21 protein-coding genes are annotated in these 19304 nt (G+C 54.5%); 7 read left to right on the top strand and 14 right to left on the bottom strand.

Annotated features, from left to right (window positions below; genetic code table 11):
* Positions 1-26: 26 nt before the first annotated feature.
* Positions 27-2168, top strand: a complete 2142-nt coding sequence (gene recG, locus Abor_RS09780; protein ID WP_048841690.1) for an ATP-dependent DNA helicase RecG — start codon at positions 27-29, stop codon at positions 2166-2168.
* A gap of 18 nt (positions 2169-2186) precedes the next feature.
* Here recG and Abor_RS09775 read toward each other — a convergent pair whose 3' ends face one another.
* From Abor_RS09775 to Abor_RS09755, 5 genes are all read right to left on the bottom strand, one after another.
* Positions 2187-2795 carry a thiamine phosphate synthase gene (locus tag Abor_RS09775; protein ID WP_048841689.1) on the bottom strand — a complete coding sequence of 203 codons (609 nt, stop codon included), beginning with the start codon at positions 2793-2795 and terminating at the stop codon, positions 2187-2189.
* A complete protein-coding gene (locus tag Abor_RS09770; protein WP_048841688.1) occupies positions 2792-3568 on the bottom strand; it encodes a thiazole synthase in 777 nt (258 codons plus the stop codon). The genes Abor_RS09775 and Abor_RS09770 overlap by 4 nt, the downstream gene beginning before the upstream one ends.
* A gap of 3 nt (positions 3569-3571) precedes the next feature.
* On the bottom strand, positions 3572-3769 hold the full coding sequence (gene thiS / locus Abor_RS09765) for a sulfur carrier protein ThiS (protein ID WP_048841687.1): 198 nt from the start codon (positions 3767-3769) through the stop codon (positions 3572-3574).
* A 78-nt stretch (positions 3770-3847) separates the two neighbouring features.
* The gene (locus tag Abor_RS09760; RefSeq protein WP_048841686.1) at positions 3848-4822 is read right to left on the bottom strand and encodes an FAD-dependent oxidoreductase; all 975 of its coding nucleotides are present in this window, start codon (positions 4820-4822) and stop codon (positions 3848-3850) included.
* Between the two features lie 116 nt (positions 4823-4938).
* Positions 4939-5415, bottom strand: coding sequence for a DUF3429 domain-containing protein (locus Abor_RS09755; protein ID WP_048841685.1), 477 nt, complete (start codon positions 5413-5415; stop codon positions 4939-4941).
* A gap of 193 nt (positions 5416-5608) precedes the next feature.
* Here Abor_RS09755 and eno point away from each other — a divergent pair, with 193 nt between their 5' ends.
* The 3 genes from eno to Abor_RS09740 all read left to right on the top strand — a co-directional run bounded on the left by eno (position 5609) and on the right by Abor_RS09740 (position 7991).
* Positions 5609-6886 (top strand): phosphopyruvate hydratase, encoded by a 1278-nt coding sequence (gene eno, locus Abor_RS09750; protein ID WP_048841684.1) that lies wholly within the window; start codon positions 5609-5611, stop codon positions 6884-6886.
* Positions 6887-7051: 165 nt separating this feature from the next.
* Entirely contained in the window at positions 7052-7381 is a 330-nt protein-coding gene (locus tag Abor_RS09745; protein ID WP_048841683.1) for an FtsB family cell division protein, read from the top strand.
* A 43-nt stretch (positions 7382-7424) separates the two neighbouring features.
* Positions 7425-7991 (top strand): hypothetical protein, encoded by a 567-nt coding sequence (locus tag Abor_RS09740; RefSeq protein WP_048841682.1) that lies wholly within the window; start codon positions 7425-7427, stop codon positions 7989-7991.
* A gap of 83 nt (positions 7992-8074) precedes the next feature.
* Here Abor_RS09740 and rpmG read toward each other — a convergent pair whose 3' ends face one another.
* Entirely contained in the window at positions 8075-8242 is a 168-nt protein-coding gene (gene rpmG, locus Abor_RS09735) for a 50S ribosomal protein L33 (protein WP_003623017.1), read from the bottom strand.
* A 142-nt stretch (positions 8243-8384) separates the two neighbouring features.
* Here rpmG and Abor_RS09730 point away from each other — a divergent pair, with 142 nt between their 5' ends.
* Entirely contained in the window at positions 8385-9584 is a 1200-nt protein-coding gene (locus Abor_RS09730) for a molybdopterin molybdotransferase MoeA (RefSeq protein WP_048841681.1), read from the top strand.
* 518 nt (positions 9585-10102) lie between these two features.
* Here the strand turns inward: Abor_RS09730 and Abor_RS09725 are convergent.
* Positions 10103-11413, bottom strand: coding sequence for a carbohydrate porin (locus tag Abor_RS09725; RefSeq protein ID WP_084594483.1), 1311 nt, complete (start codon positions 11411-11413; stop codon positions 10103-10105).
* Between the two features lie 222 nt (positions 11414-11635).
* Here Abor_RS09725 and lexA point away from each other — a divergent pair, with 222 nt between their 5' ends.
* The gene (gene lexA / locus Abor_RS09720) at positions 11636-12301 is read left to right on the top strand and encodes a transcriptional repressor LexA (RefSeq protein WP_048841679.1); all 666 of its coding nucleotides are present in this window, start codon (positions 11636-11638) and stop codon (positions 12299-12301) included.
* A gap of 181 nt (positions 12302-12482) precedes the next feature.
* Here lexA and bioD read toward each other — a convergent pair whose 3' ends face one another.
* Genes bioD through Abor_RS09705 form a run of 3 tightly spaced genes read right to left on the bottom strand, consistent with a single transcriptional unit; the run spans position 12483 to position 15772 of the window.
* Positions 12483-13883, bottom strand: coding sequence for a dethiobiotin synthase (gene bioD / locus Abor_RS09715; RefSeq protein ID WP_048841678.1), 1401 nt, complete (start codon positions 13881-13883; stop codon positions 12483-12485).
* Positions 13884-13901: 18 nt separating this feature from the next.
* A complete protein-coding gene (locus Abor_RS09710) occupies positions 13902-14579 on the bottom strand; it encodes an alpha/beta fold hydrolase (RefSeq protein WP_048841677.1) in 678 nt (225 codons plus the stop codon).
* Positions 14576-15772 carry an aminotransferase class I/II-fold pyridoxal phosphate-dependent enzyme gene (locus Abor_RS09705; RefSeq protein WP_048841676.1) on the bottom strand — a complete coding sequence of 399 codons (1197 nt, stop codon included), beginning with the start codon at positions 15770-15772 and terminating at the stop codon, positions 14576-14578. Before Abor_RS09705 ends, Abor_RS09710 begins: the two co-directional genes overlap by 4 nt.
* Before the next feature lie 61 nt (positions 15773-15833).
* Here Abor_RS09705 and Abor_RS09700 point away from each other — a divergent pair, with 61 nt between their 5' ends.
* A complete protein-coding gene (locus tag Abor_RS09700; RefSeq protein WP_048841675.1) occupies positions 15834-17123 on the top strand; it encodes an adenosylmethionine--8-amino-7-oxononanoate transaminase in 1290 nt (429 codons plus the stop codon).
* Positions 17124-17221: 98 nt separating this feature from the next.
* Here Abor_RS09700 and Abor_RS09695 read toward each other — a convergent pair whose 3' ends face one another.
* The 4 genes from Abor_RS09695 to pgsA all read right to left on the bottom strand — a co-directional run bounded on the left by Abor_RS09695 (position 17222) and on the right by pgsA (position 19243).
* Complete coding sequence (locus Abor_RS09695) at positions 17222-17671, bottom strand: molybdenum cofactor biosynthesis protein MoaE (RefSeq protein WP_048841674.1); 450 nt, start codon at positions 17669-17671, stop codon at positions 17222-17224.
* A 5-nt stretch (positions 17672-17676) separates the two neighbouring features.
* Positions 17677-17940: a molybdopterin converting factor subunit 1 gene (gene moaD / locus Abor_RS09690; protein WP_048841673.1), complete on the bottom strand. Its 264-nt coding sequence runs from the start codon at positions 17938-17940 to the stop codon at positions 17677-17679.
* A gap of 45 nt (positions 17941-17985) precedes the next feature.
* On the bottom strand, positions 17986-18504 hold the full coding sequence (locus Abor_RS09685; RefSeq protein ID WP_048841823.1) for a hypothetical protein: 519 nt from the start codon (positions 18502-18504) through the stop codon (positions 17986-17988).
* Positions 18505-18673: 169 nt separating this feature from the next.
* Complete coding sequence (gene pgsA, locus Abor_RS09680; protein WP_048841672.1) at positions 18674-19243, bottom strand: CDP-diacylglycerol--glycerol-3-phosphate 3-phosphatidyltransferase; 570 nt, start codon at positions 19241-19243, stop codon at positions 18674-18676.
* Between the last annotated feature and the right edge of the window lie 61 nt (positions 19244-19304).

The raw sequence follows: 19304 nt of genomic DNA, 5'->3' as shown, positions 1-19304 counted from the left end.
GACAAACAGAGGCTTGTGTTTTAACGGTGTCTAGTCCCTTTTCCATCACAACCGCTTCGGTAGGCGCAGTGTTCGACCTTTCTCAGCTTGCCCCGCTTCTTGCACCGCTAGAGAGCCTGCCGGGTATCAGTACCGCACGCGCTAAACTTTTGGCCAGAATTGCCGGGGGCAACCGCGTAATAGACCTGCTTTTTTGCTTACCAGAAAATATTATAGACCGCCGCGCAAGCCCGCTTTTAGCGCAACTCAGGCCAGACACTATTGCGACCGTAACCGGCACCGTACAAGACATTCGCCCACCTGCCCCCCGCACCCGACAACCATGGCGCGTTACACTAGATGACACCACGGCCCCGCTTGAACTTGCGTTTTTCTCGCCATGGCAAGCCAAACAAGTGGTATTGGGTGAAGCCTTGGTGGTGTCTGGCAAGGTCGAGCGCTTTCATGACCGGCTAAGCATGACCAGCCCAGACTACCTGTTACCTGCCCGCTCGGCAGAGCGTATTCCCAAACTAGACCCCATATGGCCTTTAACCGCAGGCTTGTTTGCGGGCCAAGTGCGCCAGGCCATGCAAGCAGCCCTTGCCCTGCTCCCCACAAGCCTGCCTGAATGGCACCCCAAAAAATTACTAGAGCGCCACCAATGGCCAGACTTTGTTACTGCACTCAACCACATACAGTTTCCAGACCGCATACCCGGTAGCGACCAAGGTGATGCATGGCGCAGCACCCAAACCCGCGCCCACGCCCGCCTTGCATGCGATGAATTATTGGCAGACCAAATGGCCACCCGCATAGCCCAACGCGCAGCCAGCAGCCGCCCCGGCCGCCGCTTTGTAGGCAATGGCCACCTGCAACGCCAAGCCATTGCGGCCTTTGGCCACACCCCCACCCCCGGCCAACAAAAAGCCTTGCGTGAAATAGAACAAGACATGGCCGCCCCCCACCGCATGAGCCGCCTTTTGCAAGGCGATGTAGGGGCAGGCAAAACACTGGTAGCCCTATTGGCCATGCTCCGTGCGGTAGAAGCCGGTGCCCAAGCCGCCATTATGGCCCCAACCGAAATTTTGGCCCGCCAGCATGCCAAAACGTTTGAGCGGCTCTCTCCCGTGCCTGTCGCCTACCTTTCCAGCTCTGTTAAAGGCAAAGCACGTAAGCAGGCCTTGCTGGCCATTGCAGATGGCTCTGCCCCTCTTGTGGTGGGCACCCACGCACTGGTGCAAGACAGCGTACAATTTGCAGACCTCGGCCTTGCGGTTATTGATGAACAACACCGCTTCGGAGTGGAACAACGCCTAGCCCTGGTTGAAAAAGGGCACGAGGCCGACATGCTGGTCATGACCGCCACCCCCATACCCCGCACCCTACTGCTTACCCGCTTTGGTGATATGCAAACCAGCAGGCTTGAAGGCAAACCCGCAGGCCGCAAACCTGTACGCACCTCTTTGCACAGCCTAAACGCGCTAGATGACGTACTCAGCGGCCTAAGCCGCGCCCTTAGCAAAGGGGCCCAAATTTTTTGGGTATGCCCACTTGTGTCAGAAAGCGAGGCACTCGACGTAGCCGCAGCAGAAGCCCGCCATGCTGAACTCACAAGTTATTTTGGCCCCATAGCCGGGCTTGCCCATGGCCAGCAAGACAGCACCGTGCGGGAAGAAGCCTTGCAAGACTTTGCCCAAGGCAAAACCCGTATGCTGGTGGCCACCACCGTTATTGAAGTAGGGGTCGATGTACCCACCGCCACCATTATGGTTATTGAGCACGCCGAGCGCTTTGGCCTAGCCCAACTCCACCAATTACGCGGCCGCGTGGGCCGAGGGGCTGCGGCATCGTACTGCCTTATGCTGCATGAGGACGCCTTGGGCCAAACCGCCCGCCGCCGCCTAAGCTGCCTGCGTGAAACAGAAGATGGTTTTTTAATAGCCGATGAAGACTTTCGCCTCCGTGGTGGGGGTGATGTAACAGGCCGCCGCCAGTCTGGCCTGCCAGACTACCGCATGGCCTCAGAAATACTGGTTGACCTGCTCCTCAACACAGCCCACGCAGAGGCCAAACATATACTACCCGACACAGCCCCAACCAAAACACCAGCCTTGCCAGACAGTGCTGAAGTGTTGCTCACACTGTTTAACAAAACAGACGCCGCACGTATTTTCACGGGCGGCTAACGCCCATGCAGCTAGACCTTAAGCCCGTTCAGCCTCTGCTAACCAGCGTTTAACCTGCCCCTCTGGGTCTGCATGCTGGGTAAAGTCAGACACGGCGGCAACGCTGTCTGCCCCGGCTTCTAAGCATGCCCGCAAGCGTTCAAACGTAACGCCGCCAATGGCAACCAAGGGCATAGCGCCAATCAGCTTTTTCCACTCGGTTAGTTTTTCAACCCCTTGTGGGCCAAACGCCATTTTCTTTAACCGCGTGGGCCAGATAGGGCCAAGAGCCACATAATCTGGTTTAAAAGACAGGGCGCGTTCCAGCTCTTCATGGCAGTGCGTACTTAGGCCAAAGCGTATGCCCGCCTTACGCACGGCATTTAAATCTGCCGTATCAAGGTCTTCTTGCCCTAAATGAATATAATCTATCCCTTCCTCTAGGGCTATTTGCCAATAGTCATTGAGCACAAGGCAAACCCCGTGCTTTTTGGCGTAAGTATGGGCCTGCCTAATTTCAGCCAGCAGGGCCTCACCTTCCAAATTTTTTACCCTAAGTTGAATAAAGCGTGCCCCTGCCCCACCCAGCCTGTCTATCCAGTTTGCAGTGTCCACAATGGGGTAAATTTTTTGCGGCAAAATGCTCATGCCAACATGGCCTTTCCAATAAGCGGGGTAGAGGGAACAGCCATATCACGCTCTTCCATGGGGTCTGCTTCGCGGGCCAGCACACCGGCCTTTACCGCAAACTTAAAGGCTTGGGCCATTAAGGCAGGGTCTCCGGCTTTGGCTACGGCTGTGTTTATCAGCACGGCATCATACCCCAGTTCCAGCGCCTGCGCGGCGTGGGACGGCACACCAATGCCAGCATCAACCACTAAAGGAACATCAGCAAAATGGGCACGCATGGCGCGCAGGCCAAACAGGTTATTTAACCCTTTGCCAGAGCCAATAGGCGCACCCCATGGCATAAGCACCTCACACCCCGCACCAAGCAGTTTTTCAGCCACCACAAGGTCTTCTGTGGTGTAGGGAAACACCTTAAACCCATCTTCGCTTAAAATACGCGCAGCCTCTACCAGCCCAAATACATCTGGCTGCAAGGTATCAAGCTCGCCTATTACTTCCAGCTTAATCCAGTCTGTTCCAAAAACTTCACGCGCCATGTGGGCGGTGGTTACGGCTTCCTTCACGGTATGGCAGCCTGCGGTATTGGGTAAAACTGGCACCCCTAATTTACGAATAAGAGACCAAAACGCCTGCCCTGCCCGCTCACCCGCAGATTCACGGCGTAGGGAGACAGTCACCACACCGGGTTGCGCCGCTGTTACGGCCTCACTCAAAATTTCAGGCGATGGATACTGCGCGGTGCCCAACATAAGCGGAGAGGACAGCTCAACCCCGTAAAACTGCTTTGCCATGCCTTAGCCCCCCTGCATGGGGGCTACAATTTCAATTTTTACGCCGTCCTTCAGCAAAGCGTCTTTACGGTGTGTCACGGGCACAAAATCTCCGTTCAGGGCTGTGGCAACGCGCGCACCACCATAGCCTAGCTCGTCTATTAACGCGGCCAGCGTGGTGGCTGAAACGTTGTGCTCCTGCTCATTAACCACAATTTTCATGGGCCGTTTCCTCTCCCTTGCCATAGTGCGGCACGTAAGCACACTTATGCCCCAGCGCAACCCTTTTAAAACAGCCTGTTAGCTGTTTGCGCCAAACACAATATCGGCAGCCTCACGCGCCCTGGCGGGTGAGAGCAGAAAACCGTGGCGGTACATACCGTTAATATAAACCGTGCGCCCTTTTTGTATAACGCGCGGCATATTATCGGGAAAAGACGGGCGCAGCCCTGTGCCCATTTCCAGTATTTCTGCTTCGGCAAAGGCCGGGTGCAGTACCCATGCGGCATTAAGCAGTTCGGTTATGGAGCGCACGGTCATACCGCCTGCGTTTTCGCTCTCTATCATGGTGGCACCCACCATAAAAACATGCCCTTCTCGCGGTACAATATAAATAGGTATGCGCGGGTGCAGCATACGCACAGGGCGGTGCAAGGTGACATCAGGGCAGCGCAAAAGTAGCATTTCGCCGCGCATGCCCCGCAAACCCTCCAATTTGTCCCGCACGTTTAGGGCGGTGCAGTCTACCACCCAGTCAAACTCTGCCGGGTCTGGTGCTTGGTCTGCGGTAAAAACAGCTTGCCCGCCAAAAGACTTCAAACTGTTTAGCAACGCCACTAACGCTTTACGCGGGTCTACGTGCCCTTCATCGGCAAAAAACAAGCCTTTATGAAAACGCCCAGCCAAGTCTGGCTCTAACGCGCCAATACGCGCACCATCTACCGTTTCAAAATGTGAGGTACGGCGGCCAAAACGCGCCACCTCCCCTACGTCTCGCGGGGGGGCTAGTACCAAACTGCCTGCCCGCACCACGTCTGGCACATGGTCTGCCCACCAATCCACCGAATCAACAGACTGCGCGGTCACTTCGGCGGGTGCAGATTCCGCCTCGCACCACGGGGCCAACATGCCCCCTGCAAACCAAGATGCCCCAGCCCCAACACGCCCACCGGGGTCGTACAAGGTTACACGCCCCCCGCGCTCTGCCAGTGTTACGGCTGCGGTCATGCCTGCAACGCCAGCCCCTTTAACCAGAATGCGCGGTGAGCCTTGCATGTTCTCTTAATTCCTCTCTGGCCCGAACACTCACAGAGCGTTCGGGTAATCTGCACGCAATACTTTGTTATAACACCAACACCACAGGCGTCATCACGTGCGGTATCACCCTTATGTCAAAACAGGCGTGCTAACAGCACAACCACAATGCAGCATTCCATAATGGCCGTAGCAATCCAGCGCAGCCCCATATAGCCGGTTGGTAAGGCACCCTGCCGCCACCCTTGCCGCTCAACCAGCGCTAAAACCGGTACAGCAACGGCCAGAGTTACAACCCCAGCTATAGGCTGCCATGCAAAAGCCAAATAGGCGGCAAGCCACCCTGCCACCGCAGGCACCACACCCAGCACAAGCCGTGCTGTATCAAAGCGTTTGGCGCCAGTGCTTATCACCAACGGGTCTGCCTCTAGGGCCAAACCCCATTGCACAGCGCCCCAAAAGCTTAGGCAAATAGCGCCATAAAACACAAAAGCCATAAGCAGGTTGGGCAACGGCACGCCAGAATTGAAAAAGACAATGCAACATGCCCCAAACAAAAACGGCAGCAAACCAGCCAATGTGAGCACCACAGCCACGAACGGAAGTCTTTTCATGAGTGTTAAATGTGCCTCCTCAGCACGTTTTCCTGCACGAGATCGGTTGACAGAAAAGCCCAACACGATGCCACTAGGCAACAGCACGAAAAAGCAGCCGCTTTTGTGTTGTGTTAGGCTCGATAACAAAAACAAGACACCGCAGCCGGAAACCACTCTTTTTTCCGGCTCTTAAAACGGGAATTAAAAAAGCATGAGTGCCATTGTTGATATCATTGCACGCGAAATCCTCGATAGCCGCGGCAACCCTACGGTTGAAGTGGATGTAGAGCTGGCTTCCGGCGCAAGGGGCCGGGCGGCTGTTCCGTCTGGTGCATCCACTGGTGCCCATGAAGCCGTGGAACTGCGCGACAACGACCCCAAACGCTATGGCGGCAAAGGCGTACTCAACGCCATTGAGAACATTGAAAACGAAATTCTGCCCACCCTGCAAGGTGCCGAATCCGCAGACCAGATCGACATCGATAACGCGATGATTGACCTAGACGGCACCCCCAACAAAAGCCGCATGGGTGCCAACGCTATTTTGGGCGTGTCTTTAGCTATTGCCAAAGCCACCGCAGCAGAACTGCAAGTACCCCTTTACCGTTATGTTGGCGGCGTTTTTGCCCACACCCTGCCCGTACCCATGATGAACATTGTCAACGGTGGTGAGCACGCTGACAACCCCATCGATATTCAGGAATTCATGATCCAGCCTGTTGGCGCACCAACAGTGGCAGACGGTATTCGCTGGGGGGCAGAAATTTTTGCACACCTCAAAAAAGCCCTCAAAGATGCTGGCCATAATACCAACGTAGGCGATGAAGGCGGCTTTGCGCCTGCCCTCAAATCAGCTGATGATGCACTGGGCTTTATTTCCCGCGCCGTAGAATCCGCAGGCTACCGCTTGGGTGAAGACATCACCTTTGCTCTGGATTGCGCCTCGAGCGAATTCTACAAAGACGGCCAGTACAACCTCAAAGGTGAAGGCAAGGTGTTTGATGCAGGCCAGATGGTGGCCTACCTTGAAGACCTGACCAAACGCTACCCCATCGTCTCTATTGAAGATGGCTTGGCAGAAGACGACTGGGAAGGTTGGAGCCTTCTAACCCAAACCCTTGGCCGCAACGTGCAACTGGTAGGCGATGATTTGTTTGTCACCAACCCAGAGCGCCTGCGCCGTGGTATTGAGGCCGGTGTGGGTAACTCTCTGCTGGTTAAGGTCAACCAGATCGGCACCCTGACAGAGACCCTTCAGGCTATCGAAATGGCCCACAAAGCCGGGTACACCGCCGTTATGAGCCACCGCTCAGGCGAGACCGAAGATTCCACCATCGCAGACCTTGCCGTGGCGACCAACTGCGGCCAGATCAAAACCGGCTCTCTGTCTCGTTCAGACCGCACAGCCAAATATAACCAGCTCATTCGTATTGAGCAGGAACTGGCAACCGCCGCGCAGTATGCAGGCCGTAGCATTCTGAAACACTAAGCTTTTTATACAACCACGCTAAAAACAGGCCGGAGGGGCACCCCTTCGGCCTGTTTTGTTTTACACTGCCCAACAGAGTTTCTTGCTTTTATGAAAACTGTTCCATAATCTGAACAAGATTACGCGCTTTAACCAAAAGCGTACCAATAAGGGGGTTAAAACACCGTGAAACTGGGCCGTATGATAAGACGCGCTGTTCGTGCTGTTGTGCCCCCCATGGTGTTTTTGGGTATTGCTGGCTATTTCGGCTGGAACGCCACCCAAGGCGACCACGGCATAAAAGCCTACCAACAGCAGCTTGTGCTGCTCGACCAAGCCAAACAAGCCCAGCAAGATGCCGCAACCGAGCAAGCCGCATGGCGCCGCCGTGTGAACGGCCTGCGTGACCACTCGCTCGATACCGATACGCTTGATGAGCGTGCCCGTGCCATGCTCAACCTTGCCAACCAAAACGACGTTGTCGTTCCTTACGACCGGCACGACCCACTTTACTAACACCACAAACACGTACCTACTGAGCCCCTCAGGAGGTACCGTTATGCTGCGTACACCACCCTACCTGCCCTCGTTCCAGTTTCATGAAGCCCATGAACTCACCTGTGCGGGTAACCCCCAACAGCTTTTACAAGCCATTCTCACGCAAAACCTACGCCAAGACCCACTTATCGGGTTTTTTATGGCGCTGCGTGAGCGCGTGCCCGGTATTTTCCTGCGGCGTAAGCCGCCACACAACACAGCCGCAGCCCCAAGCCCTTTTGGGCTTGATAATTTTACACGGCTAGAAACAACACCAACCCATATGACACTAGGGCTTGTTGGGCGCTTCTGGCGGCCCACATTCGGGTTATACCCAATAGCAGACCTAAGCGCATTTAAGGCCTTCAACACACCCGGCGTTGCCAAGCTGGTACTGACTTTTGAAGTTGAGCCAGCCCCAAAGCACACCATAAAGCTTGCCACACAAACATGGGTTTACTGCCCAGACACGGCTACCCGTTTTAAAATGCAGCTTTACTGGGCCTTAATACGCCCTGCCAGTGGCCTTATTCGTAGGCGTATTTTGGCCTTAGCCGCCAAACAGGCCCGCACTACGAGGCCCCTGTAGCAGCACCCCACTACGCTCTAAAAACAAAAAACGGCACCCTAAGGTGCCGCGTTTTGTCTCATCCCAATAAAAATCAGGCTGAATTATTTGATCTTGGCTTCGCGGAACACAACGTGCTTGCGTGCAACCGGATCATATTTTTTAAGTTCCATCTTGCCGGTGTGCGCACGAGCATTCTTTTTCGTGACGTAGAAGTAACCGGTATCCGCCGTGGAAACGAGACGGATTTTGATAACGTTGGTCTTGGCCATAGCTTCCTCAGCAGAGCATCAGATGCCGGGCATCATGCCCGGGGGTGGTGTTCAAGTGAGCGCAAAATGCGCATACAAGAGCCAAAGGTCAAGTATTCTTACGGCGTTCAGGCGCAAGAATAGCCAAAAGGAGTAAAAAAACATGCTGGATGTGGCTGTTGCGCGCGCCCGAATCCTTGAAAAACTTTCTCACTGCGGCCCAGAAACCGTTTCTCTGGCGTCTGCCTGTGGTCGCGTACTGGCTCAACCACTCACCGCACGCCTGTCTAACCCTCCCGTTTCGGTATCTTCCATGGATGGCTACGCCGCCCGCACAGAAGACGCCAAACAGGGCGCCACCCTTACCGTTATAGGCGAAGCACCCGCGGGCCACCCCACGCCACTCACGCTCAAAGCAGGCCAGTGCATACGCCTGTTTACCGGCAGCCAAATTCCCGCCGGGGCAGATACCGTGCTCATACAAGAAAATATTGAGCGCACAGGCACTCTGGCAACACTGCAAGCTGCTGGGCGTAAAGGCCAGTTTATACGCACACAAGGACAAGACTTTACCGCAGGCCAGCCCCTGCTGCCCGCAGGCAAGGTACTCAGTGCGCGTGATATCGGGTTAGCCGCTGCCGCAGGCCATGTGTGGCTACCCGTCGCGCGTAAACCCCGCATAGGTGTTCTTGCCACGGGTGATGAGCTTATCCTGCCCGGAGACCCCGCCAAGCCCGACTCAATCGTCAATTCTGGCGCGCTTATGGTTACAGCTTACCTCAACAGCGTTGGGGCCGAGGCCACCATGCTGCCCATAGCACGCGACAACATGGCCTCTCTTTCTGGCGCGATTGCCTACGCAGCCCACCTAGACCTGCTTATTACCATTGGCGGGGCCAGTGTTGGCACCTATGACCTCGTGCGCGATGCCCTAAAGCCACATGGCTTGGCCCTAGATTTCTGGAAAATTGCCATGCGGCCCGGCAAGCCGCTTATGTCTGGCCACTTAGGCACCACCCCCATGATAGGCCTGCCCGGCAACCCGGTAGCCGCCATGGTGTGCTCTTTGGTATTTGTCGCCCCTGCCGTGCAAACCCTTATGGGCCTGCCTGTACCAACAGAGCTTTGCACAGAACCCGCCATTTTGGGGGCCGATGTTAAAGAAAACGACAAACGGCAAGACTTTCTGCGTTGCACGCTTAGCCCACAACCTAATGGGCTACTACCACTGGCAACCCCATTTGCATCGCAAGATTCGGCACAGCTTAATATTCTTGCCCAAAGTGATGCCCTTTTACTGCGCGCCCCCTTTGCCCCGGCACAAAACACAGGTGCCCCCTGCCAAATTATACGCCTTCCCTAAAAGCTGTTTCAAAAGGGCAGACTTAAACGGCTGGCTGGGCATTTTTGTGAGCAACGCAAGCAGCTTTACAAGCAAGCTGCTGCAAAATAGGCGTAAAAAACACCAGTTTCAGGCAGCGAAAGCCCCCCAGACAACGCACGGCCATTTTTGAGGCAACCATTTAAAAATTGTCTCAAAAATGCTGGGCTAAAGTCTGGCTCCGTCTTTTGCGCCCCCAATCAGGTAGCTTAACGCCCTGTCGGGGCTATAAGCCGTGCACGCAACCTCAAGCGGTATGCCTGAATAAACTAGCAGATTGAGGGCCGCATCTTATAAAGTGAGGTTGTTAAAATAAATTTTGAGGCTGCATCTCACAACCTTACCCAGACGCTGGCGGTAGCAGTAGCAGTAGCAGTAGCAGTAGCAGTAGCAGTAGCAGTAGCAGTCAAAACTCAGCGCAAACACTCTTACAAGACGTGCCAACGCAAATCTAACCAATTTTATAAGCGTACAAAAAAATATCTTTAAAAATCATATTACTAAAATGAAACACTAGAATGAATCCCAAAAATAGCTTCATTGCGTACCCGTGCCCCAGTGTTATCTGGCACGCCCCCACTTGGGGCAATAATGCCTTGTATATCTGGCTGCACCAATAACCACGCATATGGCTGGTATTGGTATGTTAATTCAAAATGGTACTCGTTTCCCTGCACCATTTGCCCTGTGCGCCGTGCAGCACGGGCAAGCACACCACTGGGTGCACAAACACCCCAGCCAAGCCCCACGGCATCATTCTGCCGTTGGAAGGGGGCGGTTAACACAACCCCTGCATCAAGTCCGTAAACTATTTGGTTTCTATCTGCCGCCGCCGTGCCAGTGGCACGCACAAAAACACCTAGCCGGGTGGCCCCCTGTAGCTTGGCTATAACCTGATCTGCCACACCATACAGTGCCCAGTTGCCTTTATGTGTGGTTGCCGCATTCCCCTGTTCCGGAAAGCGCCCTGTATCTCCATACCCACCAAGCTTGAAAGTTCCTTCATAAACAGGGTCTTGCCGGTGGTATTGCATTTCAAAAAACAACAGCGCCCCTGTCCCAAAATGAAAGCGGGTGCCGCTTGGGTCTTGGTTTTGGTTCCAAGGGTCATTTTCGTTGTAAAAACCAGCCCCTATGGGGTTGTCATCTCCCACAGCGGCCAACACTGTCCAATGGGCATTAGGGTGGTATTTTATACGCACCGCAGGTGTTGCAAGAGGTGATGTAGGCCCTTGATCATAAAGGTTATTATCTGGAAGCATTGGCCACGAAAACGAGGCATTTAAAAAATTCTGAGCCATATCACTGCTCATAAAATCATGGCTTAGGTCTAGTTTACCCACCAACACATCAAAGCGTTCGTGCCAGAAAGACTGGTTGTACCATAACTCATATAACCGCAGGTTATCATCGGCTTCTATGCCAGACACTTGGTTAAAAACGTAAAGCGGGGTGTTGCTAAACGGCCGACCCCGAATATCCATTGCACTTACATGCAACCGCCCCAACGCCAAGCCCGTTAGCGTGTGTAAATCAAGCGTAAGGGCGGCGGTTGTTGCACCAATATAGTTGTTAGAGGGCTGGCTCCCCCCTACTGGCACACCCCAATATTCATTTTGGTCATTAACTTCAAAATCAAGACCTTCCGAGAATAATTTGCTACGCAACCCACCCCACGTGCCGCTTAATTTTTGCGTAAAATCGGCATCTTGCGCCTGTGCCACCCCGCCACCCCAGCCACACAACGCAATGCCGCCTACGGCACACGCTTGCAGCAACGCCTTGGGTACACAGAGCGTGGGCTTTTTCATTTACGGGGCAATAAGCACATATGTCATGTCCTGCGCCGTAACGTGAAAACGCACACCTGAAAACCACCACACCAGCATTGCTGCCCCACACCTACACGGTGCAATTGCCCAGATAATACCACGCGCAACACCGCATAAATGCTTGACCCAAAAAGAGAACTTATATAGAACAAAGAGATTGTATGCCCTTTACACGACCGCTCTGCTCCGAGGTGCCCCACCATGCTGACCCGTAAACAGCATAAACTTCTGCTTTTTATCGAATCTCACCTCAAGCAGACAGGCTTTTCCCCTTCTTTCGATGAAATGAAAGAAGCCATGGGCCTACGCTCCAAATCTGGCATTCACCGGCTTATTTCCGGCCTGGAAGAGCGCGGCTTTCTCCGCCGCCACCACCACCGTGCCCGCGCACTAGAGGTCATTCAACTGCCAGAAATGGCTGAAAGCCCAGAGGCGCTGCCCGCTAACGTTATCCGTGGTGACTTTGCGCGCACAGCGCAGCCTTTACACAAAATTCCGCTCTATGGCCGCATTGCCGCAGGCTTGCCTATCGAAGCCTTGTCAGACACCACATCTTTTCTCGATATCCCACCAGATCTTACCGGCACAGGCGACTATTACGCCCTAGAGGTCGCGGGGGATTCCATGATTGATGCTGGCATTATGGACGGAGACTACGTCATCATCAAACGCACAGACAGCGTAGAAAATGGCCAGATTGTTGTGGCTTTAATTGATGATAACGACGTAACCCTCAAGCGCCTGCGCCGCAAAGGCAACGCCATTGCCCTAGAAGCAGCAAACCCCAATTACGAAACGCGCATTGTTCCTGCAGAGCGCCTCAAAATTCAGGGCAGACTCGCCGCCCTTATCCGCCGTTACCACTAACCCACTGTTTCTAAATTAAATATCTAAAGCGAACAGCGTAATTGTGGTGGCTGGAGAAGCAATACTGCCAGCCACTGCTGTAGCATGAGCGTAAAAAACAACGCTTTCAGGCCATAAAGACACTGCCAGACCACCTCAGGCAGTGCTTGAAGCCACCTCTCTCAAAATTTTATCAAACCACTTAACCCTGCCACCATGTTTCTTCCCACTTAGGTAAAGTGCCCGCCACGGCCTGTACGGCATCTGGGGTCACATAGAGCTGGTGTGCAATTTCAGCTAAAATGCGCACGCCCCCTTTGTGCTCTATGGCCTGTTTGTTGCCGGGGTTTGGGGGGCCGTTTAATATAACCCCCATAAGAGCTACACCCCTTTGTTTCAGGGCTTCAACACTCAGCAGAGTATGATTAAGCGTACCCAAGCCACTGCGGGCTACAAGCACTACAGGCAACCCCCACGCAACAGCTAGGTCAATCATCATCACCTGCTCTGCCACAGGCACCATCAACCCGCCTGCCCCCTCAACAACCAAAGGTCGCATAGGCTCTTTGCTGGGTAGCTCAAGCTGCTGCACATTAATGCACTGGCCTTCTGCCTGAGCCGCGGCTTCGGGCGAAAGTGGGGCCTGAAATGCTCCAGCGGGGGGCGTTATATCGGTTGGGGCGCAACCGGCTAACTGTGCAACGGTTGCGGTGTCACCCTCTTCCTCAGCCAAACCGCTTTGCAGGGGTTTCCAATAAAGCGCGTTCCACGCCTTAACCAAACAGGCCGAAACAAAAGTTTTGCCAACACCTGTGTCTGTGCCTGTTACAAATACCCCAGCCCGTACCGGCCTTTGAAAGCAACCATACGCAAATTGCCAAGACACATAATGCCCGTTTGCATCAAACCGCTGCATGACGTGCCGCAATGCAGCAATAGGCAACGGGCTATACCCAGCCCGTGGCACTGCGGCACCAGTCTGTTTTAAATGCCGTAAAAACGCATGGGCCGAGGCAAAAGGCTGCACCGCCGTTTGTGCCTGCCACTTACCAGAACACAATGGCGGCACGCAGTCTGCCAAAACCTGTTGGCTGGGGTAGTAAGGCACACCACTTTCATGCGGGGCGCAAGCTGTCTGCCACTCAGCAAAGGTGCCTTCAAGCAAATTAGAAAGCGCTAAAACCCCGCCGGGGGCCAACAAACCCGCCAAACGAGCCAGCACAGCCTTGGGCTGCTCCAACCATTGAAAAACAAGGTTGCCGCATATCAGGTCAAACGGCCCCTCAATGTCAGGGCTGGCGGCATCAAGCACTGCATACTGTACAGCTTCACCCACACGCTGTGCTGCGCGTTTGAGCATATGGGGGGCAATGTCTGTGGCTATCAGTGTCGCTTGTGGCCAGCGCTCATGCAGCAACTGCGTTAAAAACCCGGTGCCACACCCTATTTCTAAAATACGCGCAGGTGCCTTGGTGCCCAATTTGGTGCAAATTTGCGCAAATAACTGCCGTGCAGCCACCTGCTGCATAGTCGCTGCCGTATCGTACTGCGCTGCATTATCAAAACTTTGGCGAATACGGTGTTGGCGGGGCAATGTATCCATAACGTCTGGCGGCCTTACTTAAAGAAACGTGCGAATATGTTCAGCGCAAAACTGCGGGTGTGTCTGCGGTAGCATATGCCCCCCTTGTGCCTGCCAGTGGCACACCACCCCTGCCGGAAAAGCGGCCTCTGTCAGGGCTGGCGTTACTATGGGGTCTTGTGCACCAGCCAACACCAGCAGGCTTTTATTCTGCACCAGTGGGGGCAGGCTGGGCCGCACATCGCCTTGCGCTAAAAACTCTAAACCATCGTGTAAAGCGGCCGGCTGGCAAATGGCCTCCGTCACCTCTGGTAAATGGCAGCGTGCTCTAAAGGCATTAACACCTTGCGCTATATTTCTGCTTAGCCCCACCTGCATTCTTTGTAGTACACGAGTGGGTACGCCATGCTCATACCCTTGCGTGGCAGCAAAACGCCCAAAGGCATTAATACCCACAAACCGGCTACCCTCTGGTATTTTGCACTGGCTTAAGAGCCACATAAACCCAAAAGAATGGCCAATAAACAGCTTGGGCTGTTTATCTTGCGTTGCCAGAAAATTGGTAGCAGCCACGCTTTGCGGCTGGTGTGTGGGGGCTTTAAAATACCCTAAGTCAAGGCTTAGCCAGTCAGTCACACCTAACGCTGCTTGTACGGGGTGCCATATCTCTGGCCCGCAGGCCCAGCCATGCACAAAAACAGGCTGTAGCCCGCTCATGCTGTTACACCTTGGCGCACCACATTTCGTAACGCGTCAACCAAAGTCAAAACCTGCGTTTGTGTATGAAAACCATGCAGCACCACCCGCAAGCGGCACCCGCCCGGCGGTACAGTTGGGGGTCTTATGGCTACGGTTAAAAACCCGGCCTGCTCCATAGCCTGCGCAGCCTGCAAAGCGGTTTGCTCGCCCCCCACAATAATCGGCACAATTTGGGTGGAAGACGGCCCCGTATCCAGCCCCATACCCTGCACTTGTGCCCGCAACAGGGCAGAAAGGGCCGCAACATGGGTGCGGGTTTGCTCAAGCTCTGGGGTTGGCAGCAAATCTAGGGCGGCATCAACCGCGCCCAGTACCATGGGAGACGGCGCGGTTGAGAAAATATACCCAGACCCACTATTCATCAGCCATTGGCACACCGGGTTAGAAGACGCCACAAACGCCCCCATACACCCTAAAGCCTTACTAAACGTACCCACCACAAGGTCTGCCAAGCCATGCGCTAAACCACGGCCATTTTCGCCTAAAATGCCTGTTGCATGCGCTTCATCTACACATAAAAACGCATTGTGTGCGCGGCAGACGGCAGCCAATGCAGGGAGGTCTGCCCTATCCCCATCCATGCTGAAAACACTTTCGGTCAGCACTATTTTAAGGCCGGGTGTATCGGCATACTTTTCAAGCAATGTTGCCAGATGCGCCACATCATTATGCCTAAACCGGAGCGGCTGTATGCCCGCAGCCGCACAGCCTTGGTACAAGCTGGCATGAATGAGCTTATCGGCAAAAATAACGGCAGGAGCACCCAACACAGCAGCAGAAAGCCGCGCTAAAGCAGGCACAAGCGTTGCATTAGCCTGCCACCCTGAAGAGAAAATACACGCAGCCTCTGTGCCTTTAAGCCCAGCCAAGCGTGCCTCTAGCTGCACTGCGCCACTACAGGTACCACTCACCAACCGCGAAGCACCAGACCCCACCCCATAGCGAGCACCCCACTCCGCCGCTCTGTCACGCAAAAGCGGGTGGAGCCTAAGGCCCAAATAATCATTAGATGAAAAATCGACCAAAGCCGTGCCATCTGCCCGCACCAGTTGGGCATCTGCCCTTGGGTCAAGGCTCCGAGACGTGCGAAGACGCCCCTGCTCTGTCAATCTTTCCAAACCATGCTGGAAAAGAGGATCAAACCGCGTCATGTAGCCAGTGGTGCCGGAGCCGTGGCGTCTGGTCAATCACCAAGCAGGAGTAAGCAGCACAATGTCTACCACCCCAACAGCCCCCACAAGCGCCAATCCGGGTTGGTACACCACGGGGCTGCCCCATATCTGGCTGCCTTACGCGCAAATGAAAACGGCTTCTGCCCCCCTTGCCGCCACCCGCACCCACGGCACAACCATAGAGCTAAGCAACGGCCGCTGCCTGACCGATGGCGTTGCCGCATGGTGGACAGCCTGCCACGGCTACAACCACCCCCATATACGCCAAGCAGTAGAAGCCCAGCTTAGCACCATGCCCCACATTATGTTTGGCGGCACAGTGCACCAGCCAGCGCTCACGTTAGCAAGCCGCCTAAGCGCCATGCTGCCCGGAGACCTAGAGCGCGTTTTCTTTACAGACTCCGGCTCTGTCTCGGTTGAGGTCGCCATGAAAATGGCTCTTCAATACCGCCTTAATAAAGGCCAAACCGGGCGTACAAAGCTGCTCGCCTTTAAAGGCGGCTACCACGGAGACACGCTGGCCACCATGGCCGTATGCGACCCCGAAGAAGGCATGCACCACCTCTATGGCAGCGCCTTGGCTGAGCATATTATTGCCCCCCTACCACAAGATGCAGCCAGCACTGCCGAGTTTTTACGCCTTCTTAAAACCCACGCGCATGAACTTACCGCCATTATAACCGAGCCATTGGTGCAAGGTGCTGGCGGTATGCTGTTTCATAGCCCAGATGTGTTGCGTACCTTGCGCAAGGCAGCCGATGAGCACGACATGTTGCTTATTTTAGATGAAATTTTTACAGGCTTTGGCCGTACTGGCAGCATGTTTGCGTGCGAGCAAGCAGGCATTGTACCCGACATCGTAACGCTCTCTAAAGCCCTTACTGGCGGCACTATGGCGCTGGCTGCAACCGTGGCCCGCCGCCATGTGTTTGAGGCTTTTTTGTCTGACAACCCAGAGCACGCGCTTATGCACGGCCCCACGTTTATGGCCAACCCGCTGGCCTGCGCATGTGCCAATGCATCGCTCGATTTATTTGAGCAAGAACCCCGGCTTGAGCAAGTGCAGCGTATCAACACGCTCTTAACCCAAGGGCTAGAACCCTGCCGCACCCTGCCGGGTGTAAAAGATGTCCGCACCCTTGGAGCCATTGGCGTGGTAGAGCTTGAAAAAATTGCCAACCCAGATGCCCTGCGCCAACGCTTTATTGCTCAAGGTGTCTGGATACGGCCTTTCCGCAATATTGTGTACCTAACGCCTGCCTTCACCATAACCGAAGCAGAGTTACACAAACTTACCACCGCAATTTATACGGTTCTCTCTACACCCTAACCTTTCCAGTTTGCCCCCAAAGCAGGCTGTTTAAACACAGCCTCTCGGGTCGTAAGGGGCCCACACACTTAAGGGGGGGGCATTGCACCGCTGCGCTTTTAGTCCCACGCAGCGGCGGCGGTGTCGTCAGCCTCTTTGGCTTCCACCCATGCCGTGCGGCCACCTTTAAAATGCTCGCGCTTCCAAAAAGGTGCGCCAGTTTTTAGCCTATCAATTAAAAATGCTGTGGCTTGCAAAGCGGCGGCCCGGTGGGGGGCTGAGCTGCCTACAAACACAATAGGCGCACCTACGCCTAAGGTACCAACACGGTGCACCACAGTGCATGCCAGCAAATTAAAGCGGGCGTGTGCCTGCTGGGCTAACTCTGTCAGCAAGGCTTCTGTCATACCCGGGTAATGCTCAAGGCTCAGGCTTTCTAACCCGTCATTTTGCTCCCGCACCTGCCCTACAAACAGGCTCATACCCCCCACACTGTCAGACACGCGCGAAAGGCGGGCTGCCTCTTGCCCCACATCAAACTCTTCGGTTTGCACACATACGCGTATCATGCCGCTTAGCCCCCGGTCATGGGTGGAAAAAATGCCACCTCATCGCCCGGTTTTACGGTGTTTTCAAAGGTGGCCAATGCTTGGTTAATAGCCACACGTAAGCGCGGGGTTGCGGCAAAAACCTGCCCCACTGTGGCATCTTGCTCTGCCAATATGGCTTGCAAGGCTCGTACGCTCACACCTATTGGAGGCACGGGTGCTGTATCGTGCTCACGCCCTATCTGCTCACGCAATGATGCAAAATAGAGAACCGTTACCGCTGTTGCCATACACACTCCTTGCCCGAAACATTCAGCACCCAGCAGCGTCGAGGCTTAGTGGGCGCTTGCGGGCGTATTTTTCTTGGCAGGAACGGTCGTAACAGTACCATCTGGGTGAATGAGTGTTACCGAGCCATCCCCGTTGGGAATTTCTATGGTCGAGGCATTACCACGTTTTGCGCCGTAACGCTCGGCCACATCTGGCTCTGCATCAGGCAATTTGCCGCCCTCAGCTTTTTTATCATGGTCGCTCAAGCTCATTTCGCTGCCATCTTGCAGCACAGCCCCTACGTCTTGCCCGCTGCCGCCATCTAACGCTGTGCCGCTACGGTCTTTTTCAACATCTTCCAATGTTGGCAAAGGTGGCGGGGGGCCGGGCCATATATTGCCACCTTGGGGTAAAATTGGGGTTTCGGCTGTATGGTAGCCATAAACGCGGCGCATATTCAGGTCTGACCCAGCGGGGGCGTTTGGGTTTTCTCCGGGTAGGGTTGCTGTGTCAGAAATATATTTTCCAAAGCCGGAGCAGCCACTCACGCTCAGGCAAACCGCCACCAACGCCGCTTTTCGCATCATCAGACCTAGCTATCCCTTATATCACGCAAGCACCACGCCCGACCTGCGCGCCTACCTTACACAATATCAAGGTAAATATCGGGTTACCGCCTAAAACAAACTGCCCTATGCGCCCTATGTGTTAATGTTTTAAAAACGCCTGCACCCCACCCCACACAGCACGTTTTTACAACTCAACATGCCGTAAGCCGGTTGTCAGGTAGTCCCACCCTGTAATCAGGGTCAGCACAGCAGAAATCCAAAGCAGCACGGCCCCAATAAGGGCAACAGGCAACCACGCCATGCCAAGCAATACGCCGGTACCATCTCCGGCCAGCAAAAAGCCGATTGCCGTCATCTGAAAACCCGTTTTCCATTTTGCAAGGCGGGTTACAGGTAAGCTTGCACGGCGCTCTGCCAAATATTCGCGCATGCCAGACACCAAAATTTCGCGGCAGAGAATAATAATAGCGGGCCACAGGCTATAATATGGCAGGCGCACAAGCCCCGCCAGCACCATAAGGCATGCCCCTACCAACAGCTTATCAGCAATGGAATCGAACATACGACCAAAGTCAGACAACTGGTGGCGTGAGCGCGCCAGCTTTCCGTCAAAATAGTCCGTAATACCTGCCAAAATAAACAGCAGGCAGGCCGCAGCATCGGCTTGTGGCGTTCCCCAAGCAGCAAAAGCCACCACTATGGGAATAGCCACAATACGCGAAATGGTCAGGACATTCGGCAAATCTGTCAGCATTGGTGGGAGACTAACCTATTTTGTGCGTGGCTGAAATGCTTTCTCTGCCCCTGTTTGCGCC

This window comes from Acetobacter orientalis (assembly GCF_000963965.1).
Taxonomy (GTDB): domain Bacteria; phylum Pseudomonadota; class Alphaproteobacteria; order Acetobacterales; family Acetobacteraceae; genus Acetobacter; species Acetobacter orientalis.
This window is presented reverse-complemented; position numbering and strand designations above follow the sequence as displayed.